This window comes from Flavobacterium fontis, assembly GCF_900129405.1.
GTDB classification, from domain to species: domain Bacteria; phylum Bacteroidota; class Bacteroidia; order Flavobacteriales; family Flavobacteriaceae; genus Flavobacterium; species Flavobacterium fontis.
On sequence record NZ_FQVQ01000010.1, the window covers coordinates 16,225 to 37,516 of the forward strand.

The window sequence follows — 21,292 nt, forward strand, 5'->3', positions numbered from 1 at the left end:
TTGCTTTACTTTTTGCATTTTCGAACCAATTAATTCCTCAAAATTATTTCGTTTCCCATGCAATCCCCTATTTTTGCGCTATGGGAAAACGTAAACAAGACCGCGTCATTTTTGAAAATATAGCCGTATTGGATGCAGGTGCCAAAGGAGTTTCGGTTGCCAAAGCACCGGATGGAAAAGTAATTTTTATTCCCAATGTGGTGCCCGGGGATATTGTGGATGTGCAAACTTTTCGCAAACGCAAAGCCTATTACGAGGGAAAAGCAATTCGCTTTCATCAGTATTCAGAACATCGCATCGAACCGGTTTGTGCCCATTTTGGGGTTTGTGGGGGATGCAAATGGCAAAACATGAACTACAACCAACAATTGGTTTACAAACACAATGAAGTATTCAACCATTTGAAACGCATTGGAAAGATTGAATTGCCTGATTTTGAACCCATTTTAGGTTCGAAAGAACAGTTCTTTTACCGCAATAAAATGGAATTTGGGTTCTCTAATGCCCGTTGGCTTACCGATGCAGAAATCCAATCGGACACGACCTTTGACAATCAAAATGCATTAGGATTCCACATTCCTAAAATGTGGGACAAAATTTTAGACATTGAAAAATGCTGGTTACAAGCCGATCCGTCGAATGCAATTCGCAACGGGCTCAAAGCCTTTGCCAATGCGAACGGACTTTCTTTTTTTGACGCTCGAAATCATAGTGGCCTGTTGCGCACGTTGATGATCCGCACCGCTTCGACAGGCGAAATTATGGTGGTGGTTCAATTTTTTGACGATATTCCCCAGGAACGTGAACAGATAATGGATTATCTCGCCAATACTTTCCCCGAAATTACGTCATTACAATATGTCATCAACCAAAAAGCCAATGACACATTGTATGACCAAAACATCATCCTATACAAAGGCCGCGACTATATTTTGGAAGAAATGGAAGGCTTGAATTTTAGCATCAACGCCAAGTCGTTTTACCAAACCAATTCTGCCCAAGCCTATGAATTATACAAGGTAACGCGTGAATTTGCGGGATTAACGGGACAAGAATTGGTCTATGATTTGTATACTGGAACAGGAACTATTGCCCAATTTGTGTCTAAACAAGCCAAGAAAGTCATTGGTGTTGAGGCCGTACCCGAAGCGATAGCCGATGCCAAGGAAAATGCCAAACGCAATAGCATTACCAACTGCGATTTTTTTGTTGGCGACATGAAAAATATCTTTAATGCCGATTTTATAGCGCAACACGGCACGCCTGATGTAATTATCACCGACCCACCGCGCGATGGCATGCATAAAGATGTCGTAGAACAAATTTTGCGTATCGCCCCAAAACGCGTCGTTTACGTGAGTTGCAACTCGGCCACCCAAGCCCGCGATTTAGCCTTAATGGACGAAAAATATAAAGTCACCCGTGTGCGCCCCGTGGATATGTTTCCACAAACGCATCATGTGGAAAATGTTGTACTTTTGGAATTACGATAAATGTTATGATGCGCTACACTGTATTTTTGTTTTTACCGCTACTAATGGTCTTCTCCGGTTGTGAGAAAGACGATATTTGTAGTGACACGACATCTACTACCCCCCGATTGGTGATTGAATTTTATGATGTGACGAACTTGACACAAACTAAAAATGTTTCAAATCTTGTGCTTAAAACCAATGGAGTTTCCGAAACCATTCTCTTTAATGCGGTAAGCAAAATCTATGTCCCCTTTGACACAACAACGGATACTGTGCAATTTCAATTGATACAGAATGGTGGTGATACCGATACAACCAATGACAACATAGATAATATCACCATGAACTACACCCGCACAACGCAGTATGTTTCGCGCGCTTGTGGTTATAAACTAAATTTTGTTTTAAATCCAACCAACGGTTTTAGTTTTAGCGACGCTACACCTAATGACGGCTTGTGGATACAAACCATGGGGATATCTGAAACTACGATCACTAACGAAAATGAAGTCCATGTCAAACTCTATTACTAGAATACTCATGAGCCTCTTCGCGGTGAGTTTGGCCTGGGGACAAACTGCAACCCCTGTAGCCAAAGATAGTATTCCCGTCACAAAAGACACTGTTGTCCCCAAAAAGGACAAATACGGGTTGCGAGTTGGTGTGGACTTATTCAAACTGTCGCGTTCGTTTTATGACTCCAATTATCGGGGGTTGGAACTCACAGGGGATTTTCGTTTAACACGGAAGCATTACCTCGCAGTAGAACTCGGGAATGAAAAGAAAACCGTTCAAGAAGATCATTTTAATTTTACCACCAACGGAAGTTTTATTCGCGTAGGTTTTGATTATAACAGTTACGAAAACTGGACGGGCATGAATAACCAAGTATATACGGGTTTACGCTACGGATTTAGCACTTTTAGTCAAAGGCTTAATTCCTACTCGATTTATTCCCCCTACAACATATTTCCCATACCGCTGATTACGCCCAATACCGAATTTTCAGGACTCACTGCCCATTGGGCTGAAGTTGTTGCAGGGGTAAAAGCCGAAATCTTCACCAATTTTTTCATGGGATTTAGTTTTCGACTTAATTATTTGATTTCAGAAAAAAAGCCCGAAACCTTTGCCAATTTGTATATTCCTGGATTTAATCGAACCTACGAAGGCCGTTTTGGTGTGGGTTTCAATTATACCATTTCTTACTTAGTGCCGTTGTTCAAAGTTACGGTAAAAGACGCCGCAACGCTAGAAAAAGAGCGCAAAGCGAAAGAAGCGGCAAAAGCCAAAAAAATGGAAGCTAAATTAGCGCGCGAGGCCAAAAAGAAACGGTAAATCACCCCACTTTCTTCACCCCTTTTAAAAACAACCAACTCATAAAGATTTGTTCGCCATGTGCAGTTTTTACGGCTTGAAACTTGGGCGACAACAGTAAGGTAATGACAAAGGCGGCAACCGAAATCCAAATGCCTTGGTACCAAAAATAGGTCGACACCAAATACCGTGCACCGATGAACAATAGTGCAAATACAACAAAATTATAGAGTAAAGCTTTTGTTTTTTTTGACATCATTTATTGATTTTGAAATTTAGCTTTGCGACTGCCTGCATACAATTCATATTTGACCAAACGCGATTCCAAACTTCCGTTGAATAATTTTATTTTCTTTGAGGGTTTGAGTCCCACGAACTTTAGGGCTTCTAAATTGGCTGTTATAAACCACGCTTCAGTTCCCGGATAACTTTGTTTTAAGGTGTCGCCCAATTCCCGATAAAAACGCTCTAAATCGATTTCCAAACGCTCTCCATAAGGGGGATTGAAAACGAGTTGCAGCGGTCCTTGCGTTTCTTTTTCAGAATCAAAAAAATTGGCTTGTGTGACCGAAATATAGTCCTCCAAATTGGCATTCTGAATATTCTCTCGGGCTTTGGCAACCGCACTTGGTGCTTTATCTAAGCCTTTTAAGGTATATGGAAAATCACGCGTTTTTTTCATCAAACTGTCGATGATCGTATCAAACAAGTCGCTATCCCAATCGGCCCATTTTTCAAAAGCAAATTCTTTTCGATTGATATTAGCAGGAATATTACAAGCAATCATCGCTGCTTCAATCAATAGGGTACCCGATCCGCACATGGGGTCCATAAAGTCCGATTGCCCTTTCCAACCCGACAATAACAACATTCCGGCCGCTAAAACTTCGTTAATTGGAGCAATATTAGTTATTTTTCGATACCCGCGATGGTGCAACGAAGCCCCTGAAGTATCTAAAGCCACCGAAACTTGTTCGCGATCAATATGTACATTAATGCGTAAATCGGGATGGTCTTTATCGATACTGGGACGAATTCCATAGTTTTGGCGAAATTGATCCACGATGGCATCTTTGGTTTTTAAGGCAACAAACTGGGAGTGCTTAAAATTTTCAGAATGCAAGGTAACATCGACCACAAACGTTTGATGTGGATTCAAATACTGGCTCCAATCGATGGTTTGAATTCCTTGGTATAAGGCATTGTCATTGAAGGCACGAAATTGATGGATGGGCTTTAAAACCTTTAACGCGGTTCGCAAAGCTAAGTTGGCTTTGTACATAAACCCTTTATCACCGACAAATCGAACGGCTCGGGTTCCCATGTGCACGTCTTGGGCACCGAGGTCGCGCAATTCTTTGGCTAAAATTTCTTCAAACCCAAAGAGGGTTTTGGCAATCATTTGAAAATTTTCCATACACAAGGAATAACAGTTCAGCCGGTGAAAAATGAAGGGAACCCCTTCGAAACCTCCCACCAAAAATCCAATTTATTGGATAGTAATGCGCAAAAATACACTAAATTTGCACGTTGAAATTGATTTGAAACGAATAAATGTCTGAATTGAACTCCTCAACCACGGCCCTTTCCCCCGAACAATGGTACGCCTCTTGGTTTGATACCCCGTATTACCATATTTTGTACAAAGAACGAAATTATCGGGAAGCGCAACTCTTCATGGACAATTTGACGCAGTACCTCAACTTGCCTGAAAAAGCCAAAGTTTTGGACCTAGCGTGTGGTCGCGGGAGACATTCTATTTATTTAAGTCAGTTGGGGTATGATGTCACTGGCGTTGATTTATCACCCAATAGCATTCAAGAGGCGTCCAAAAATGTGAATAAAAATTTGCGTTTTGAAGTGCACGACATGCGCCAACCCTTTCCTGCCCAATTTGACGCTGTTTTCAATTTATTCACCAGTTTTGGCTATTTTGACGAGGATGAGGATAATTTTAAAACCTTGCAAGCCATTCATGATAGTTTAAGCGAATACGGCTTTGGAGTGATTGATTTTATGAATGTGGATTATGTGTTACACGATTTGGTGCCTGAAGAAACCAAAACAGTGGACGGTATCACCTTTCATATCAAACGCTACACCGATGCGAAATACATTATCAAAGAAATTCGTTTCGTTGATCAAGGACAGGATTTTTGTTACTACGAAAAAGTTCGCATGCTGTCGTTGGAAGACTTTCAAGCGATGATGGAACGGGCTGGTATTTACCTTTTGGATATTTTTGGCGACTATAAATTGAAGAAGTATTATAAAAAAACAAGTGAACGGCTTATTATGGTGTTCAAATAGCGAAATAAGAGAAAAGAAGCAAGAAAAAAGATTGCGTATGTAACTATCATCCCATTCCACCGCAATTACACTTTTTAAACTTTTACACTCTTACACTAACCTGAAACCTGACACGAGGCTTTAGCCAACTGATGTAGCAAAGCGAAATAAGTGAAAAGATGCAAGAGAAAAGAAGCAAGAAAAAAGATTGCGTATGTAACTATCAACCCATTCCACCGCAATTACACTTTTTAAACGTTTTACACTCTTACACTAACCTGAAACCTGACACAAGGCTTTAGCCAACTGATGTAGCGAAGCGAAATAAACCTGAAACTTGAAACTTGAAACCTGAAACTTGAAACCTGAAACTTGAAACTTGATTCCCCCCATGAACTATATTCTTCCCTTACTTTCTGTGCTCCTTGGTTTTGGTGTGGCACTTTGGTGGCAACCGCAAGGGAAAAAGAATTTAAAACTGCTGCTAGCGTTCAGTGGATCGTTTTTACTCTCGCTAACCGTTATTAATTTATTGCCTGAAGTCTACGCCGATGGTGCACAATTCCATACGGGAGTTTTCATCATGGTAGGAATTGTTTTTCAAATTATACTCGAATTTTTTTCCAAAGGAGCCGAGCACGGTCATGTGCATGGACACGAGAAAATTCAAATCATGCCATGGTCTTTATTCATCAGTTTGTGTTTACACGCATTATTGGAGGGATTCCCCGTAGGACACCACCAACATTTGGCTTTTGGAATCGCAATACATCATTTCCCGATTGCGATGATCTTGACATTATTTTTCCTCAAAGCTGGTATGTCCAAAAAACTTCTTTGGGTATTTATGATTGGTTTTGCCCTAATGACGCCTTTGGGAACCGTTTTAGCGGATTCTGCACCCATGCTAAAAACGTATTACCAAGAAATTACCGCAGTGGTTATTGGCATTCTCTTTCATATTTCTTCAACCATTATTTTTGAAAGTAGTGAGGGCCATAAATTCAATGTAGCCAAAATCACGGTTATCATTTTTGGAGTAATCATGGCCTCGCTGTTGTAATTTTTGATAAAACTTTAGCGAAAGGTCATCGTGCGTTTTGGCCGAGAATGTGTACCTTTATTCCATCGAAAAACACAAAAATCATGGGATTATTTTCAGCCTTAATGGGCAACGCTGGACAAGTGAGTCTGGAAAGCTTGCAAAACGAATATGGAAAATTATTGATCGAAGGCGAAACGATTGAAATCGGATTCAAACTGATTCGCGACACGTTTTTATTTACCAACAAACGCATTCTTCTGGTAGAAAAACAAGGGATTACAGGGAGTAAAGTCGAATACAAATCGATTCCCTACAAAAGCATCACCCGTTTTAGTGTAGAAAGTGCCGGCACGTTGGACTTGGATGCTGAATTGAAAATATGGGTTTCTAGCGAAGCCAATGCGAGTATCGTTAAACAATTCAACAAATCAGTGAATGTATACGATGTGCAAAAAATCATTACCTATTACACCTGTAAATAGTTATGACTTTTACAAAAACTACTGAACAGTCCTCAAAATATGAGCATTTGGAACAGATGTCGGTTCACGAATTACTCACCCACATCAACCACGAAGACCAAACAGTTCCCTTGGCCGTTGAAAAAGCCTTGCCACAAATCGAGGCGCTCGTTAATGCTACAGTCAACGCCCTAAAAGAAGGCGGACGATTGTTTTATATTGGCGCGGGAACATCAGGTCGTTTGGGTATTGTGGATGCGTCTGAATGCCCGCCTACTTTTGGCGTACCGCACGAATTGGTCAACGGAATCATTGCCGGAGGCGACCAAGCCATTCGGCGCGCGGTTGAAAACGCCGAGGACAGCACCACACAAGCCTGGCTCGATTTGAAAGCGGCGGGAATAACTGCTGGCGATGTTGTAGTGGGTATTGCTGCTTCGGGTACTACACCTTATGTTATTTCGGGCTTGGAAGCCTGTCACAAAAATAGTATTGTCACGGGCAGTATCACCTGCAATGCTGGAAGTCCGCTGGCTTTGGTAGCGCAATTCCCGGTAGAAGTGGTGGTTGGACCCGAATTTGTCACCGGAAGCAGTCGCATGAAAGCGGGTACGGCTCAAAAGTTGGTGCTCAACATGCTCTCCACTGCTACCATGATTCAGTTGGGACGGGTCAAAGGCAACAAAATGGTCGATATGCAATTGAGCAACGCCAAACTCGTTGACCGCGGCACCCGCATGATTATGGACGAAATTGGCGTCGATTATGAAACCGCCAACCACTTGCTGTTAACCCACGGCAGCGTTAGAAAGGCTGTTGAAAATTTTAAATTATAAATTTTAAATTATAAATTTTAAATTATACAAAGTGAAGGGTAAATGCTTTACTAATCAGCCCCATAGTTTCGTAGCTAATCCAATAACTAGTAACTAACCAGCCTGCTGGCACAAGCAGGTCACTAGTCTAATCACTAATCACTAGTCACTAGTCACTAGTCACTAGTCACAAATTACTAAACAATGAGTACCAACAAAACCCTCTTAGCCAAAGGCATTAAATTTCTCTTCGGGGCATTGCCACTCATGTTCATCGGTCCGAGTGTGATGTACAATGCCTTTATGAACAAACACACGAATTGGCATTATTTGGTATTGGCCATCGGATGTGGAATATGCATCACTTCGGTGGTGCTGGCCTTTAAAGGATTACAAACGATGATGAAAGCGCTTTTCGATGGCAATCCCTAACCCCTAGCCCAGATCAGCCTGCCAGTAGACAGGCTCTAAAAAATTATATGAAAAAATAATATGAAAAAAATAACGAGTCTCTTTTTAGTTCTTCTCACCGTTTCGGCCTGTCAAAAAATGCCGGAATGCAATTGTACTGATTTTAAAACCGGTACCTTCGAATTTGTACAAACCATCAACGGGAAGCAAGACACTACCCGCTTTGTGCGCACTGCCGATGAGCAAATTGAAACCTATCAAGGGCGAACGGATACCGCCAACGTGCGCTGGGTCAACGATTGCGAACTTATTATTCAGAAAAAAAATCCGCGCAACCGCGAAGAGAAAAAAGCCATCAGTATGAAAATTGTCGAAACCAAAGACAATCAGTACATTATGGAATATTCTTTCGTGGGGGATGTCAATAAACAACTCGGAACCGTAACAAAAAACGATTGATTTGCGTACAACTGACTGAAAACCTAAACCTAACCTTACATGGAAATTTTATTCTCGTCCAATGCGCTGATTGCGTTATTGACCCTTACCTTTTTGGAGATTATTCTCGGTATCGACAACATTGTCTTTTTATCGATTGTTTCAGGAAAACTCAAAGCTGAAGACCAACCCAAAGCGCGCCGCATCGGATTAATTTTGGCGATGGCCTTTCGTATCGTATTACTTTTCGGCATCACGTGGGTCATGAGTTTGAAAGCCACCATTTTTGATTTCGACTGGGGCTTTCTCTCGGGGCACGTAACCGGGCAAAGTTTGATCATTTTTGCTGGAGGCCTTTTTCTATTGTACAAATCGGTGACCGAAATTCACCACAAACTCGAAGGCGAAGAGGATAGCGAAAGCGGCAAAGCTTCCACCTCCTTGTCGGGAGCCATCCTTCAAATTGCCCTTTTAAACATCGTATTTTCATTCGACAGTATTCTTACGGCTGTCGGCTTGGTAAGTAGCGAACCCGCGCCCAAAGGGTTTGGCGAAGCGGCTTTGATTATCATGATTCTCTCCGTAGTGATTTCGATAATCATCATGATGATTTTCGCCGGACCCGTATCAAAATTCGTCAACGAGCATCCTACGATACAAATTCTGGGCTTATCGTTTCTCATCTTAATTGGTGTCATGTTGCTCGCCGAAGGGTCGCACCTCGCGCATTTCACCTTCTTTGGCCACAACGAGGTCCACAGCATCCCCAAAGGGTATTTGTATTTCGCAATTTTCTTCTCGCTGTTCGTGGAGTTTTTGAACATGAAAATGAAAAAATCGAGCAAGAAACCCGTCCAATTACGCAACAATACCATCCACGACGAAAAACTAAAAGATACCGACATCACCAATTAATAACAGAGCACCTTTCGGGGTGCTTTTTTTTTGGGCGTTGCGGTTCCCGCCGGGCTGTACGCGGTACCGACCTTGCCTCAAGGCTGCGGCAGGGTACCTTGCTCCCATCCCTAACGCGGGGGGAGTGCAAGATTCACGAATACTTACCACAAAAAAAACCTGCTCTTTCGAACAGGTTTCCTTTTTTTATTCCAAAGCCAAAGTAATTTGACCATCGTCATCTAATTCCGTGGGAATATCAGGGTTTTCACCTTCTTCGCCTTCCGTTACTGCTATTACTTCCGGTTCTTCTTCGGGTTCTTCATACGGCAACGGGTCTAATAAATTGATTTGTTTCAATTTATCAGCGGTCAATTGGTTGCCGAGCGCTTTAATACCTTTCACGGCAATAAATTGCTCCAAATCGACCACCTGATTTTCCTTTTGCACGCCTTTCACTTTGGCATAAATCACCTCAGCCACAGGACGCCAATCGGTAGAAACTATTTCCAATTGCGATTTCTCGTGTTCCGAAATAAATGTTTCCTCCTTATTTTCATTCTCCACCAAGAAACGCTTAACAAAATAGCGTTCTTTTTCGCCATCATAATAAATACAGGAAATCGGTTTCTTCGGATTCCATTTTTCCAATACGATCATGTCTTCGTCAAAGTGGGTCGTCAATTCCGGAATAATCGTTTTCAATTTTCCACTTTGGTTGATGATCAACAACCGATCGTTGGGTTTGAATTCGCCCAAAAGTTCGCCCCGACCATCCACATTTAACCGTTGTACCGTATCGTCAAACCACACTTTACGCGGACGGAGTGTCGAAATCCCTTTTTCTTTCAATTCAATTTTCTTGATTGGGTATTTGCTCACGGTATTGCCGCGGGAGGCCCGACCCTTAATCATGATTTCGGCAAAGTCAACATCCCATTTCAGCTTTTTCACACTACCCACTTGACGCAACAAAATGGTTACGGTTTCGGCTTCTCCATTAGGATTCGCAGAAAAATACAACACCATACTGCCCGCTTTTTCTTGGGTTAAGTCGTAAAACTTATCGCGAGTGACGCCACTTACGTTAAAACGTTTGATAAACGAAGCGCCGTTCTTCCCGTCGCGGTAAATCATATTGTAAATGGTGCGTTTGTCGTTTTTGTCAAAAACCGCCACATGGATAATATCTTTCCCGATGAACTTTTTATCGTCCACTTTGGAGATCATCATTTTCCCATCGCGCAAAAACACAATCACATCATCGATATCCGAGCAATCGGCCACGTATTCATCGCGTTTTAAACTCGTTCCAATAAAACCTTCTTCGCGGTTAACGTACAATTTGGTATTGCGCAACACCACTTTGGTCGCTTCGATGGTATCGAAGTTGCGAATTTCCGTTTGTCGTTCCCGCCCTTTACCGTATTTGTCTTTGATGTTTTGGAAAAACGCAATGGCATAGTCGGTCAAATGTTCCAAGTCGTGTTTCACTTGCTCCATTTCGGCTTCCAATTTGGCAATGGCGTCATCGGCCTTATCCGAGTCAAATCGGGTAATACGAATCATCGGAATCTGTGTCAGCTTTTGTAAATCGTCGTCGTGGATATCGCGAACGAAATCCTTTTTAAACGGCTCAAAACGTTGGTACAAGTACTGGTATAAATTTTCGCGATCGGAGTACAATTTGAAATCGATGTACATTTCTTCCCGAATGAAAATCTTCTCCAAGGTGGACAAATGCCACTTGTTTTCGAGTTCGTCCAACTGGATTTCCAACTCGCGTTTAAGCAAGTTTTTGGTGCGTTCGGTCGAAATGCGCAACATTTCCGAAACACCCATAAACACCGGATTGTTATCGACAATCACACAGCCCAGTGGCGCAATGGACGTTTCACAAGCCGTGAACGCATACAAGGCATCAATGGTTTTATCGGGAGAAACGCCGGGCGGTAGATGAATTAGAATCTCTACTTCAGCGGCTGTATTGTCTTCAATTTTTTTGACTTTGATTTTCCCTTTTTCATTCGCTTTCAAAATACTATCAATCAAGGTCGATGTATTCGTTGAAAACGGAATTTGGGTAATCACCAAGGTTTGCTTATCCAATTGCGAGATTTTGGCACGAACGCGAACACGACCGCCGCGCATCCCGTCATTATAATTGGACATATCGGCAATACCCGCTGTAGGGAAATCGGGATATAAAGTAAACGACTTTCCTTTCAACACCTTGATGGAAGCGTCGATGAGTTCGTTGAAATTATGCGGTAAAATCTTGGTCGACAACCCCACGGCAATTCCTTCTGCGCCTTGTGCGAGCAATAACGGAAACTTTACCGGTAAATGAATCGGTTCATTTTTACGACCGTCATAGCTGAGTTGCCAATTGGTTACTTTGGGTGAATACAAAATATCCTGCCCCAATTTGGAGATACGCGCTTCGATATAACGGGAAGCCGCAGCCCCGTCACCGGTGAGGATATTCCCCCAGTTTCCTTGCATATCGATGAGCAAGTCTTTTTGACCGATTTGCACGATGGCATCCCCAATACTCGCATCACCGTGCGGATGGTACTGCATGGTATGTCCAACGATATTCGCCACTTTGTTGTAGCGACCGTCGTCCAACTCTTTCATGGAGTGCATAATACGACGTTGCACGGGTTTGAATCCGTCCTCAATCGCAGGCACCGCGCGCTCTAGGATGACATACGACGCATAATCCAAGAACCAATCCTTGTACATACCGGTTACTTTGGTAATGGTATCCTCTGGATTTTCATCGTTTTCGTAAAAATGACTACCGGAAGCGGGACGAATTACGTCGTCAAAGCCTTCTTCGGTGTGCTCTTGCGGTGTATCGTTACCTGAATCGTCTTGCGATCCGTCTTCATTGGGAACGATATCCTCTTCTTCGTCTCTCATTTTTTATGTATTCACTTTCTATTTTACAGAAATACTTTTTTTCTTTTGGTTCACAATGTTTCACAAAGTGATACACAATGTTTCTCGATGTTGTATTAATTCAAAAATGTTTAAAAATACATTCTCAAAGTACTAATCGTTTAATTCCATCTTTCATAGATTTTTTGTAGAAATTCAACAACAAACCTAATCTACTTTCTGAAAGACGCATGTAGGTTAAGCATTGTGCGATGTGTTCAATTGTAAATTCGTCTACTACTTTTAATTCAACTATTACTTTATTATTTATGAACAAATCAACTCTGTAACCGCAATCCATTTTTACCTCTTCATAGTATACAGGAAATGGTTTTTCTTGCTCTACAATCAAACCTTCTTTTCTCAATTCATAAGCTAAACACTCACGATATACTTTTTCTAATAGTCCCGAACCTAGTTTTGTATGAACTTTATAAGCACATTGCAATACCATTCTACTGATTTCATTTTCCTCTTTCATATTTCCTCAACATTAAATTCATCTTTGTATACATTGTGCCCCACTTTGTGTGACTTTGTGCTCCCCTTATTCTATGACATCCAACTCCACTTTCAAATTATTGATAATGAAATCTTGACGGTCGGGGGTATTTTTGCCCATATAAAACTCCAATAACGTTTCAATCGACGTGGCTTTATCCAGCATCACCGGATCGAGTCGAATATCTTCGCCAATGAAATACTTGAACTCGTCGGGCGAAATTTCACCTAATCCCTTGAATCGCGTGATTTCGGGTTTGGGTTTTAACTTTTCAATGGCCGCGACACGTTCTTCGTCGCTGTAGCAATAGATGGTTTCTTTTTTGTTGCGCACCCGGAATAGTGGCGTTTGCAAAATAAACAAATGTCCTTCTTTGATTAATTCGGGGAAAAACTGCAAGAAAAATGTAATCAACAACAAACGAATATGCATCCCATCGACGTCGGCATCGGTGGCGATTACGATATTGTTGTAGCGCAAGCTTTCGTAATCTTCTTCAATATCCAAAGCCGCTTGGAGCAAATTGAACTCCTCATTTTCATACACAATCTTTTTGGACATGCCATAAGAATTCAACGGCTTCCCGCGTAAACTAAAAACGGCTTGCGTATTCACATCGCGACTTTTGGTGATCGACCCCGAAGCCGAGTCCCCCTCGGTGATGAACAAGGTACTTTCAAGGCAGCGTTCGTTCTTGGTATCGGTAAGATGAATACGACAGTCACGGAGTTTTTTATTGTGCAAACTTGCTTTTTTCGCGCGATCACGAGCCAACTTACGGATGCCCGACAGCTCTTTCCGTTCGCGTTCTGCTTGCAATATCTTTTTCAACAAGGCTTCGGCCGCTTCTGGATTTTTATGCAAATAATTGTCCAATTTGGTCGACACAAAGTCATTGATGAAGGTTCGAATCGTGGGGCCATTGGGACCAATATCAGTGGAGCCCAATTTGGTTTTGGTTTGGGATTCAAAAACGGGCTCTTCGACTTTCACCGAAACGGCGGCCACGATCGACTTACGAATATCGGAGGCTTCGAAGTTTTTATTGTAAAAATCCCGTATCGTTTTTACCACCGATTCGCGAAAAGCGTTTAAGTGGGTTCCTCCTTGGGTCGTGTTTTGACCGTTGACAAAGGAGTGGTATTCCTCTGAGTATTGCGTTTTACTATGGGTAAGGGCCAATTCAATATCATCCCCCACCAAATGAATAATCGGATACACCGAATCCTCTTCTGTGATGGTTTCTTGTAGTAAATCCTTTAAACCAAAATCGGAGTAGTATTTTTCGCCATTGAAATAAATCGTCAACCCGGTATTGAGGTAACAATAGTTTTTCAACATTCGTACTACATACTCGTTGCGGTATTTGTAGTTTTTGAAAATGGTATCGTCGGCGATAAAGGAGACTTTAGTACCGCGGCGTTTGGTCGATTCTTGGATATCTTCTTCCACAGTTAAATTCCCTGCCGAGAATTCAGCCGCTTTTTGTTGGTTATCCCGCACGGATTCCACACGGAAAAAGTTAGACAACGCATTGACCGCTTTGGTACCAACACCATTTAAACCTACAGACTTTTTAAAGGCTTTGGAGTCGTATTTTCCACCCGTATTCATTTTGGACACCACATCGACCACTTTCCCGAGCGGAATACCACGACCGTAATCGCGAACGGTTACCAATTTGTCTTTGATGGTTACTTCGATGGTTTTTCCGGAGCCCATGACAAATTCGTCAATACAGTTGTCGATGACTTCTTTGAGTAAAATATAAATACCATCGTCGGGTGAAGAACCGTCTCCTAATTTTCCGATGTACATACCCGGACGCATCCGAATATGCTCCTTCCAATCGAGTGAGCGTATGTTATCTTCATTATATTGCACCTGTTCAGCCATATTCAAAATTGTAACGAATTTCAGCTAATATAAGGCTTCCGAAGCGGTTTTGGAAGGTAAAAAATGGAAAGTTATCAATAATGTTTTTGACATTCACTCAAAAAAAAACACGGTAAAAAACCGTGCTTCTCCAACATACTTTTCGCGTATTTATACATTAAAACGGAAATGCATCACATCGCCGTCTTTCACAATATATTCTTTTCCTTCAACGCGGAGTTTTCCTGCTTCTTTGACTTTCGCTTCAGAACCGAATTGCACATAATCATCATAGGCGATCACCTCAGCTCGAATGAATCCTTTTTCAAAATCAGTATGGATTACACCGGCTGCTTTGGGTGCGGTATCGCCTACATGGATGGTCCAGGCGCGCACTTCTTTCACACCGGCTGTAAAATAGGTTTGTAAGTTCAGCAAACGATAGGCTGCCCGTATCAATTTGGAAACGCCAGGTTCGTCCAAGCCCATGTCTTCTAAAAACATTTGGCGTTCTTCATAGGTTTCAAGTTCGGTAATATCGGCCTCAGTAGCAACCGCCAACACCAATACTTCTGCATTTTCTGACTTCACCAATTCGCGCACTTGATCGACATAGGCATTGCCGTTTACTGCTGAATTTTCATCTACATTACATACATAAAGCACCGGCTTGGTCGTAATCAATTGAAAGGCTTCCAACAAATCGGCTTCATCTTGGTTTTGCGCCACCACGGTTCGTGCAGATTTTCCTTGCAACAACAAATCGCGAATTTGGTTCAACAACGACTGTTCCAAAACGGCTTCTTTGATACCTGCTTTGGCCGTTCGATTCACTTTTTCGAGGCGTTTTTCAACGGTTTCAAGATCTTTTAGCTGCAATTCGATATCGATAGTTTCTTTATCGCGAATCGGATTCACATTACCATCTACGTGTACAATATTGTCGTTGTCAAAACAACGAAGTACGTGAATAATCGCATTACACTCCCGAATATTGGCCAAAAACTGGTTTCCTAACCCTTCCCCTTTACTAGCGCCTTTTACCAATCCTGCAATATCTACAATTTCAACAGTAGCGGGCAATACCCGTTCTGGATTGACCAATTCTTCCAATTTCTCCAAACGTGGATCGGGTACATTGACTACCCCAATATTCGGTTCAATGGTACAAAACGGAAAGTTGGCACTTTGCGCTTTGGCATTGGACAAACAATTAAAAAGAGTTGATTTCCCTACATTGGGTAATCCCACGATACCTGCTTTCATTGATTTTTATTTTTGTGGGGCAAATATAGCGCATTAAACCCATTCAAAAAACAGCAAAAATCTAAGGCTCGTCGGAGATGTTCTTGATAATGGTTTCCTCTTCGGGGGTGGGTACCAATCCTGAAACATTCCAATAATCGGTAAGAATTTTATCTTTTAGGTTAAAAAGGGCTTTGTCTTTGAAAATTTCGCTCTCTTTGAACGAAAATTCGTTGCGACTAAACCCTGTGGTGATGAAGTAATTGCGGACTTCAATCTCGGTGCGAACATCCTTCTTATCGACCCGCTCAAAACCAATCTCCTCGCGGGAACTCAACAAATAATACTCATTATCCCCCGCATACCGATAGATATTTTTGTAATTGGATTTGTAGAGATTACGCGCACCCACACTTCGCTTTTCGGGGGCATTGGCCACGGCGTTGGGGGTCACAGAGGAGCTAACCTCTAGAATGATTTTCTTTTTTTTATCGTATAAAATGGTATAATCGTCTTTAAATCCTTTCACGGGATCAAGGGGATTGATGACCATCAAATAATAATTGTCATTTTTAGTGTAGGATTTAATTAAAAAATCGTAATCCTTCCGTGCGCGAGCCTCCAACAAGGGTTCGAGGTATTTAAAATTGTAATAATTCCCCATAATGTTATTCAAATCGTACCCTAACAAATCTTGCGAAACATCGGCATCCACCAACCCGATGGAACGATTTTGCTCCACGAGTATGTCGTTTTTAAAGTCTTTATTTTTCCCTGAAATCTGAAAATGCAACAACCCATCGTTGTAAAACATATAGTTCCCATTGCGTTTAAAAAATTCACGGGAATAGACTTTCAAGCGGCAAGGAGTCGTTAATTTATCTACCGAGTTTTCGATTAACCCTTTGAGTATTTTTTGGGGATGCTGTTTGGTAATCACAATTTCATCAAGGGTATTTACAGCACTTTTAAGAAAAATCACATTTTCTTTCAGCTTCAAAGCGGTCGAGCGAACACTCTGACTTTCGTAACTCGAGTGGGCTATTTGAATACTAGACACCCCGGTAAGCGCAAAGGACACGCGCCCTTCGGGATTGCTGATATAATTTTGCTTGGTACGTAAAACCGTAACGGTCACGTCTTCAATAGGGGCTTGCGTTTCGGCATCTTTAAACACCAAATGAATATCGCCTTGTTGGGCATGCGCGATCGTCAGGAGACATCCGAACCAAAACAGTAGAAACGTACGCATCGCTAGTAGGGTTTGTTCTCAAATTTAAGAAAAACACCTTAAAATAGACAAGCTTTTAACAAAAAGACATAAAAAAACACCTGAAAAGCGTCAGGTGTGTACATTTTTAAAAAGCTTGAATACGTTTATTCGTTGTGCAAAAACGATTGACGGTTCAACAACGTTTCTTCACTTTCCACATGATCGTCATCGGGTACACAACAGTCAACGGGACATACGGCAGCGCATTGAGGTTCTTCGTGAAACCCTTTACACTCGGTACATTTACCAGGGACAATGTAATACAAGTCGTCTGAAATCGGTCGTTGTGGCGCATCCGCATCAATAGACGTTCCGTCGGGAAGGACAACCGTTCCGCGTAATTTTGTACCGTCTTTATAGCGCCAGTTATCCGCACCTTCATAAATCGCAGTATTCGGACATTCCGGCTCGCAAGCACCACAATTGATGCACTCGTCAGTTATTTTGATTGCCATAGCGAATTTTATTAGTTTTGTGCAAATTTACAATCAATACCCTTCATACACAAGCAACCCATGTTACAATTCGATAAAAAATCAGCGTTGGTTCACTTAGGCCATTTTTTACAGCAATTTGGCACCACGACTCCTACCAAAAATCCAGCGGTTTTACACAACGAATTGTTTTTTGACCGTATGGTAGGGCAACTCGAATCGGCGCAAAATTATAACGGATGGTTTACCCCCGAACAAATGCGGTTTGCGGTGCAATCATGGGCTCAAGCACTCACCGAATCCAACCTAAACAAGTGGCTGCAACCCTATGATTTTGGAGGGATCACACCCAAAACGGTGGGCTTGGTGTTGGCGGGAAATATTCCGTTGGTGGGGTTTCATGACGTGTTGAGTGTATTGGTTTCGGGACACAAAGCCCTCATCAAAACATCGTCCAACGATCAAAAAATGGTCCCTTTTTTGGTGGAATATTTGATCGCTTGTGAACCCAGAATAGCCGATTGTATCACCTTTACCGCGGGAAAACTTGAAGGATTTGAAGCCGTTATCGCAACAGGAAGCAACAATACCGCGCGTTATTTTGAGTATTATTTTAAAGACAAACCGTCTATCATTCGTAAAAACCGAAATTCAGTCGCCGTGTTGGACGGTAGTGAAACCAAAGACGACTTAATTCAGTTGGGCGAAGATATTTTTCGCTATTTTGGACTGGGATGCCGCAATGTTTCGAAATTATTTGTTCCCAAAGGCTACACGTTTGACCTATTTTTTGAAGCGATGTACACCTACAAGGATTGTATTGACTATGAAAAATACGCCAACAATTATGATTACAACAAAGCGGTATTTTTGATGAGTCTGTTTCCGATTTTGGACAATGGTTTTTTAACCTTGAAAGAAGATTCGGGCTTTGCCTCCCCAATTTCCTCTGTTTTTTATGAATACTACACGCATTTGGACGAGGTAAAAAAACGACTTACAGAAGAGGCCGATCAGTTGCAATGCATTGTATCCAACGGACTAATTGCCGACAGCATCCCTTTTGGAAAAACCCAACGTCCTGAATTATGGGATTATGCCGATCATGTAGACACCTTGGCTTTTTTACAAACGATATAAAAAAAACACTACATTTACTTTAAAATGTAATTGTATGAAGCCACTAGTACTTGTATTCGTTTTTATTTCTTTTTTTGCAAATTCCCAAACCCTCTCACCTATTTATCCCTCTTCAGGGTTTTCTGGTAGTGCCTTTGGTAAGCGAGTGGTTTTGGATGAAAACAATCATTTATTTGCGACGACTCAAAACACAACCTTTAATGCGCAAAAGGGTAAGATTTACCGATTTGACTGCACATTAGGAAACGTAGTACAAACCAATTTTTATGACATTCCAACCTTGACGGCGGAAGACGATTTTGCCTACAGTATAGATGTCAATCAAAATTTTGTTGTAGCAGGTGCACCGGGTAAAGATGGGTCGGTTGCGAACGCGGGTAGTGTCTACGTTTTTGAAAATTCAACAACAGGGACATTGGTCCAAACCCTAACAGCCCAGAATCCAACAGCTGAGGATCAGTTTGGAAAAAACATCCATATTTTGGGCAACTTCCTGTTTGTGAGTCAGATTTCCAGCTTAAGCGGCAATGCAGGTTCGGTCTATGTTTACCAATTCAATGGTACAACCTACAATTATATTCAACAAATTACAGCCCCGGGAACACCCTTTTTTGGGAGTAAAATTTGGACCCATAACAACCGAATTTTCATTGGAACTGGTAATTCATATTACACCTCGGGTGACTTTCAATCGTTGAAAGCCTATGATTGGAACGGAAGTACTTGGGTTGAAAATGCGGCTTTCAATTTTAACAATACTTCTGCAAATGTGATTAAGGATTTTGCCTTTCACAACAATAAACTCCTCGTCTTAACGAATGATTTCTCGGCCAATTATCTAACAAGCTTTGAACACAATGGAATGGGGTGGACCAATTCAAATACTATGAATCTAAATTACGGCGATTCTATGGTCAACGGGTTGAAAATTGAAGGCGATATTATGGCTATTGGAACAAATAATTACACGTTACAAATAGAGCGAAAATTTCCTTTACGAATCTATCAATATGCAAACAACACCTGGAATCACACCTTGACGCTTTATGGCCAAGGAACCGATTTTCAAGATGATGCCTTCGGAAGTGTCCTCGCGATAAACAGCAGTGGTTTAGGTATCGGAGCGCCCTTAGAAAACAACCCTAGCCCTTATGACGGTAAAGCCTATTTCGTGCCTTTTGCAAGTTTGGGAAATTCCACATTTTCAAACGCTACTTTGGTTATCGCTCCCAATCCTGCTCACGATTACATTCAATTACCAGCTGATTTTAGCTTTCAAAACTTGACCCTTTATGATGTAAGCGGCAAATCATTATCGTTTACGAATGAAAATAGATTTATTTCTATCGCTCACTTGGAAAGCGGGATGTACATGCTACAAGCCACCGATAAAAACGGTGTGATTTTCACAACAAAATTCTTAAAAAACTAATAAACTACTTATCAACTAAAACGTTTTAGTTGATAAGTCGAATTGGATTCCATTCGTTCAAAATCGGATATCTCTCGCGTAATGTTGAAATTTGCACCCACACAACAACATAACACGAATTTATTGGATAGTTGATCATGAAAAAACACAATTACAGCGCAGGACCCTGCATTCTCCCCCAAGAAGTTTTTGAACAATCGGCACAAGCGATATTGGATTTTAATCAATCGGGCTTGTCGATTTTAGAAATTTCGCACCGCAGCAAAGATTTTATTGCCGTTATGGAAGAAGCCCGCGCTTTGGTTTTGGAATTGCTTGGCTTGGAGGGAAAAGGCTACCAAGTTTTGTTTTTACAAGGCGGTGCCAGTATGGAGTTTTTACGGGTTCCTTACAATTTTATGAAAGTCGATGGGAAAGCCGCGTACTTAGAAACGGGTACCTGGGCTGCCAATGCTATTAAAGAGGCACAGTTGTTTGGAGAAACCGAAGTGGTTGCTTCATCGAAAGCCGCCAATTTCAATTATATCCCGAAAGACTACACCATTCCGGCGGAGGCTGATTATTTCCACTGCACAAGTAACAACACCATTTTTGGTACCCAGATGAAATCGTTTCCGAAAACGGATGTTCCCATGATATGCGACATGAGTTCGGATATATTTTCACGCAGTCTTGACTTTTCACAATTTGCTTTAATTTATGCGGGCGCCCAAAAAAACATGGGGCCGGCAGGGACAACCTTAGTGGTCATTAAAGAAGAATTGTTAGGAAAAACAGGCCGCACCTTACCCAGCATGATGGACTACCAAAAACAGATCAAAGGGGAAAGCATGTACAATACACCTGCGGTTTTTCCGGTGTATGCCTCATTACTCACCTTGCAATGGTTGAAAAAGCAAGGCGGCATTGCAGGTATCGAAAAAATCAATGCAGCAAAAGCGGCCTTGTTGTATGCCGAAATTGACCGTAACCCTTTGTTTGAAGGCACTGCCGCTATTGAAGATCGCAGTACCATGAATGCCACCTTTTTATTGAAGGACCCGGCACATACCGAAAAGTTTGATGCTCTTTGGAAAGCGGCGGGTATTTCGGGGTTGAACGGCCACCGTTCGGTAGGCGGATATCGGGCTTCGATGTACAACGCTTTACCGTTGGAAAGTGTCCAAATTTTAGTAAACACAATGCAAGAATTGGAGCGTTCGATTTAAATCGGACTAGCCCGGATAGGAGCGGCATCCTTTTATGAAGCGACAGCGGCATAAAAGATACAGCGGATAGCCGGAATAGCTTCAAAAAAAAA

The 21,292-nt window shown here is 41.8% G+C and carries 21 protein-coding genes; 13 read left to right on the top strand and 8 right to left on the bottom strand.

From position 1 onward, the window contains the following. The first annotated feature begins 80 nt into the window (after nt 1–80). From rlmD to BUC17_RS09080, 3 genes are read left to right on the top strand one after another with little or no spacing between them, the layout of a single operon-like run. A complete protein-coding gene (gene rlmD / locus BUC17_RS09070) occupies nt 81–1,493 on the top strand; it encodes a 23S rRNA (uracil(1939)-C(5))-methyltransferase RlmD (RefSeq protein ID WP_073363536.1) in 1,413 nt (470 codons plus the stop codon). 5 nt (nt 1,494–1,498) lie between these two features. Continuing rightward, entirely contained in the window at nt 1,499–2,008 is a 510-nt protein-coding gene (locus BUC17_RS09075; RefSeq protein ID WP_159433942.1) for a DUF6452 family protein, read from the top strand. Next, nucleotides 1,989–2,813 (top strand): DUF6048 family protein, encoded by an 825-nt coding sequence (locus tag BUC17_RS09080; RefSeq protein ID WP_083544845.1) that lies wholly within the window; start codon nt 1,989–1,991, stop codon nt 2,811–2,813. The genes BUC17_RS09075 and BUC17_RS09080 overlap by 20 nt, the downstream gene beginning before the upstream one ends. Before the next feature lies 1 nt (nt 2,814). Here BUC17_RS09080 and BUC17_RS09085 read toward each other — a convergent pair whose 3' ends face one another. Both BUC17_RS09085 and BUC17_RS09090 read right to left on the bottom strand, forming a co-directional pair. Further along, complete coding sequence (locus BUC17_RS09085; RefSeq protein ID WP_083544861.1) at nt 2,815–3,048, bottom strand: hypothetical protein; 234 nt, start codon at nt 3,046–3,048, stop codon at nt 2,815–2,817. Nucleotides 3,049–3,051: 3 nt separating this feature from the next. Beyond that, nucleotides 3,052–4,209: a THUMP domain-containing class I SAM-dependent RNA methyltransferase gene (locus BUC17_RS09090; protein WP_143161765.1), complete on the bottom strand. Its 1,158-nt coding sequence runs from the start codon at nt 4,207–4,209 to the stop codon at nt 3,052–3,054. Between the two features lie 137 nt (nt 4,210–4,346). Here BUC17_RS09090 and BUC17_RS09095 point away from each other — a divergent pair, with 137 nt between their 5' ends. The 7 genes from BUC17_RS09095 (at nt 4,347) to BUC17_RS09125 (ending at nt 9,166) form a co-directional block, all read left to right on the top strand. Further along, entirely contained in the window at nt 4,347–5,102 is a 756-nt protein-coding gene (locus tag BUC17_RS09095; RefSeq protein ID WP_073363541.1) for a class I SAM-dependent methyltransferase, read from the top strand. 370 nt (nt 5,103–5,472) lie between these two features. After that, entirely contained in the window at nt 5,473–6,144 is a 672-nt protein-coding gene (locus tag BUC17_RS09100; protein WP_073363542.1) for a ZIP family metal transporter, read from the top strand. A gap of 83 nt (nt 6,145–6,227) precedes the next feature. Further along, entirely contained in the window at nt 6,228–6,608 is a 381-nt protein-coding gene (locus BUC17_RS09105) for a PH domain-containing protein (protein ID WP_073363689.1), read from the top strand. A 2-nt stretch (nt 6,609–6,610) separates the two neighbouring features. Beyond that, on the top strand, nt 6,611–7,423 hold the full coding sequence (gene murQ, locus BUC17_RS09110) for an N-acetylmuramic acid 6-phosphate etherase (RefSeq protein ID WP_073363544.1): 813 nt from the start codon (nt 6,611–6,613) through the stop codon (nt 7,421–7,423). Nucleotides 7,424–7,606: 183 nt separating this feature from the next. Then, nucleotides 7,607–7,834, top strand: coding sequence for a DUF6095 family protein (locus BUC17_RS09115; protein WP_073363546.1), 228 nt, complete (start codon nt 7,607–7,609; stop codon nt 7,832–7,834). Between the two features lie 60 nt (nt 7,835–7,894). Then, nucleotides 7,895–8,272, top strand: a complete 378-nt coding sequence (locus BUC17_RS09120) for a lipoprotein (RefSeq protein WP_073363547.1) — start codon at nt 7,895–7,897, stop codon at nt 8,270–8,272. A gap of 39 nt (nt 8,273–8,311) precedes the next feature. Continuing rightward, nucleotides 8,312–9,166 carry a TerC family protein gene (locus tag BUC17_RS09125; protein ID WP_073363549.1) on the top strand — a complete coding sequence of 285 codons (855 nt, stop codon included), beginning with the start codon at nt 8,312–8,314 and terminating at the stop codon, nt 9,164–9,166. 186 nt (nt 9,167–9,352) lie between these two features. Here the strand turns inward: BUC17_RS09125 and BUC17_RS09130 are convergent, their stop codons facing one another. The 6 genes from BUC17_RS09130 to BUC17_RS09155 all read right to left on the bottom strand — a co-directional run bounded on the left by BUC17_RS09130 (nt 9,353) and on the right by BUC17_RS09155 (nt 17,441). After that, on the bottom strand, nt 9,353–12,073 hold the full coding sequence (locus tag BUC17_RS09130) for a DNA gyrase/topoisomerase IV subunit A (RefSeq protein WP_073363550.1): 2,721 nt from the start codon (nt 12,071–12,073) through the stop codon (nt 9,353–9,355). 124 nt (nt 12,074–12,197) lie between these two features. Continuing rightward, nucleotides 12,198–12,572, bottom strand: a complete 375-nt coding sequence (locus BUC17_RS09135) for a GxxExxY protein (protein ID WP_073363552.1) — start codon at nt 12,570–12,572, stop codon at nt 12,198–12,200. Between the two features lie 66 nt (nt 12,573–12,638). After that, the gene (locus tag BUC17_RS09140; protein ID WP_073363553.1) at nt 12,639–14,489 is read right to left on the bottom strand and encodes a DNA topoisomerase IV subunit B; all 1,851 of its coding nucleotides are present in this window, start codon (nt 14,487–14,489) and stop codon (nt 12,639–12,641) included. Nucleotides 14,490–14,639: 150 nt separating this feature from the next. Beyond that, nucleotides 14,640–15,734, bottom strand: coding sequence for a redox-regulated ATPase YchF (ychF, locus tag BUC17_RS09145; RefSeq protein ID WP_073363555.1), 1,095 nt, complete (start codon nt 15,732–15,734; stop codon nt 14,640–14,642). 61 nt (nt 15,735–15,795) lie between these two features. Beyond that, nucleotides 15,796–16,965: a hypothetical protein gene (locus BUC17_RS09150; protein ID WP_073363556.1), complete on the bottom strand. Its 1,170-nt coding sequence runs from the start codon at nt 16,963–16,965 to the stop codon at nt 15,796–15,798. A gap of 125 nt (nt 16,966–17,090) precedes the next feature. Continuing rightward, the gene (locus BUC17_RS09155; protein ID WP_073363558.1) at nt 17,091–17,441 is read right to left on the bottom strand and encodes a 4Fe-4S dicluster domain-containing protein; all 351 of its coding nucleotides are present in this window, start codon (nt 17,439–17,441) and stop codon (nt 17,091–17,093) included. 60 nt (nt 17,442–17,501) lie between these two features. Between BUC17_RS09155 and BUC17_RS09160 the strand changes: the two genes are divergently transcribed. The 3 genes from BUC17_RS09160 (at nt 17,502) to serC (ending at nt 21,200) form a co-directional block, all read left to right on the top strand. Further along, nucleotides 17,502–18,560, top strand: a complete 1,059-nt coding sequence (locus BUC17_RS09160; protein ID WP_073363559.1) for an acyl-CoA reductase — start codon at nt 17,502–17,504, stop codon at nt 18,558–18,560. A gap of 34 nt (nt 18,561–18,594) precedes the next feature. Beyond that, nucleotides 18,595–19,992, top strand: a complete 1,398-nt coding sequence (locus tag BUC17_RS09165) for a T9SS type A sorting domain-containing protein (RefSeq protein WP_073363561.1) — start codon at nt 18,595–18,597, stop codon at nt 19,990–19,992. 137 nt (nt 19,993–20,129) lie between these two features. Continuing rightward, a complete protein-coding gene (gene serC, locus BUC17_RS09170) occupies nt 20,130–21,200 on the top strand; it encodes a 3-phosphoserine/phosphohydroxythreonine transaminase (protein ID WP_073363562.1) in 1,071 nt (356 codons plus the stop codon). Nucleotides 21,201–21,292 lie beyond the last annotated feature (92 nt).

Bases quoted from the DNA above. Each gene is read 5' to 3' on its own strand.
- BUC17_RS09085 (WP_083544861.1), bottom strand. From the start codon at position 3,048: ATGTCAAAAAAAACAAAAGCTTTACTCTATAATTTTGTTGTATTTGCA.
- BUC17_RS09095 (WP_073363541.1), top strand. From the start codon at position 4,347: ATGTCTGAATTGAACTCCTCAACCACGGCCCTTTCCCCCGAACAATGG.
- BUC17_RS09135 (WP_073363552.1), bottom strand. From the start codon at position 12,572: ATGAAAGAGGAAAATGAAATCAGTAGAATGGTATTGCAATGTGCTTAT.
- BUC17_RS09125 (WP_073363549.1), top strand. From the start codon at position 8,312: ATGGAAATTTTATTCTCGTCCAATGCGCTGATTGCGTTATTGACCCTT.
- BUC17_RS09155 (WP_073363558.1), bottom strand. From the start codon at position 17,441: ATGGCAATCAAAATAACTGACGAGTGCATCAATTGTGGTGCTTGCGAG.
- BUC17_RS09165 (WP_073363561.1), top strand. From the start codon at position 18,595: ATGAAGCCACTAGTACTTGTATTCGTTTTTATTTCTTTTTTTGCAAAT.
- BUC17_RS09090 (WP_143161765.1), bottom strand. From the start codon at position 4,209: ATGGAAAATTTTCAAATGATTGCCAAAACCCTCTTTGGGTTTGAAGAA.
- BUC17_RS09120 (WP_073363547.1), top strand. From the start codon at position 7,895: ATGAAAAAAATAACGAGTCTCTTTTTAGTTCTTCTCACCGTTTCGGCC.
- BUC17_RS09140 (WP_073363553.1), bottom strand. From the start codon at position 14,489: ATGGCTGAACAGGTGCAATATAATGAAGATAACATACGCTCACTCGAT.
- BUC17_RS09080 (WP_083544845.1), top strand. From the start codon at position 1,989: ATGTCAAACTCTATTACTAGAATACTCATGAGCCTCTTCGCGGTGAGT.
- BUC17_RS09130 (WP_073363550.1), bottom strand. From the start codon at position 12,073: ATGAGAGACGAAGAAGAGGATATCGTTCCCAATGAAGACGGATCGCAA.
- serC (WP_073363562.1), top strand. From the start codon at position 20,130: ATGAAAAAACACAATTACAGCGCAGGACCCTGCATTCTCCCCCAAGAA.
- ychF (WP_073363555.1), bottom strand. From the start codon at position 15,734: ATGAAAGCAGGTATCGTGGGATTACCCAATGTAGGGAAATCAACTCTT.
- BUC17_RS09150 (WP_073363556.1), bottom strand. From the start codon at position 16,965: ATGCGTACGTTTCTACTGTTTTGGTTCGGATGTCTCCTGACGATCGCG.
- BUC17_RS09100 (WP_073363542.1), top strand. From the start codon at position 5,473: ATGAACTATATTCTTCCCTTACTTTCTGTGCTCCTTGGTTTTGGTGTG.
- murQ (WP_073363544.1), top strand. From the start codon at position 6,611: ATGACTTTTACAAAAACTACTGAACAGTCCTCAAAATATGAGCATTTG.
- BUC17_RS09075 (WP_159433942.1), top strand. From the start codon at position 1,499: ATGATGCGCTACACTGTATTTTTGTTTTTACCGCTACTAATGGTCTTC.
- rlmD (WP_073363536.1), top strand. From the start codon at position 81: ATGGGAAAACGTAAACAAGACCGCGTCATTTTTGAAAATATAGCCGTA.
- BUC17_RS09115 (WP_073363546.1), top strand. From the start codon at position 7,607: ATGAGTACCAACAAAACCCTCTTAGCCAAAGGCATTAAATTTCTCTTC.
- BUC17_RS09105 (WP_073363689.1), top strand. From the start codon at position 6,228: ATGGGATTATTTTCAGCCTTAATGGGCAACGCTGGACAAGTGAGTCTG.
- BUC17_RS09160 (WP_073363559.1), top strand. From the start codon at position 17,502: ATGTTACAATTCGATAAAAAATCAGCGTTGGTTCACTTAGGCCATTTT.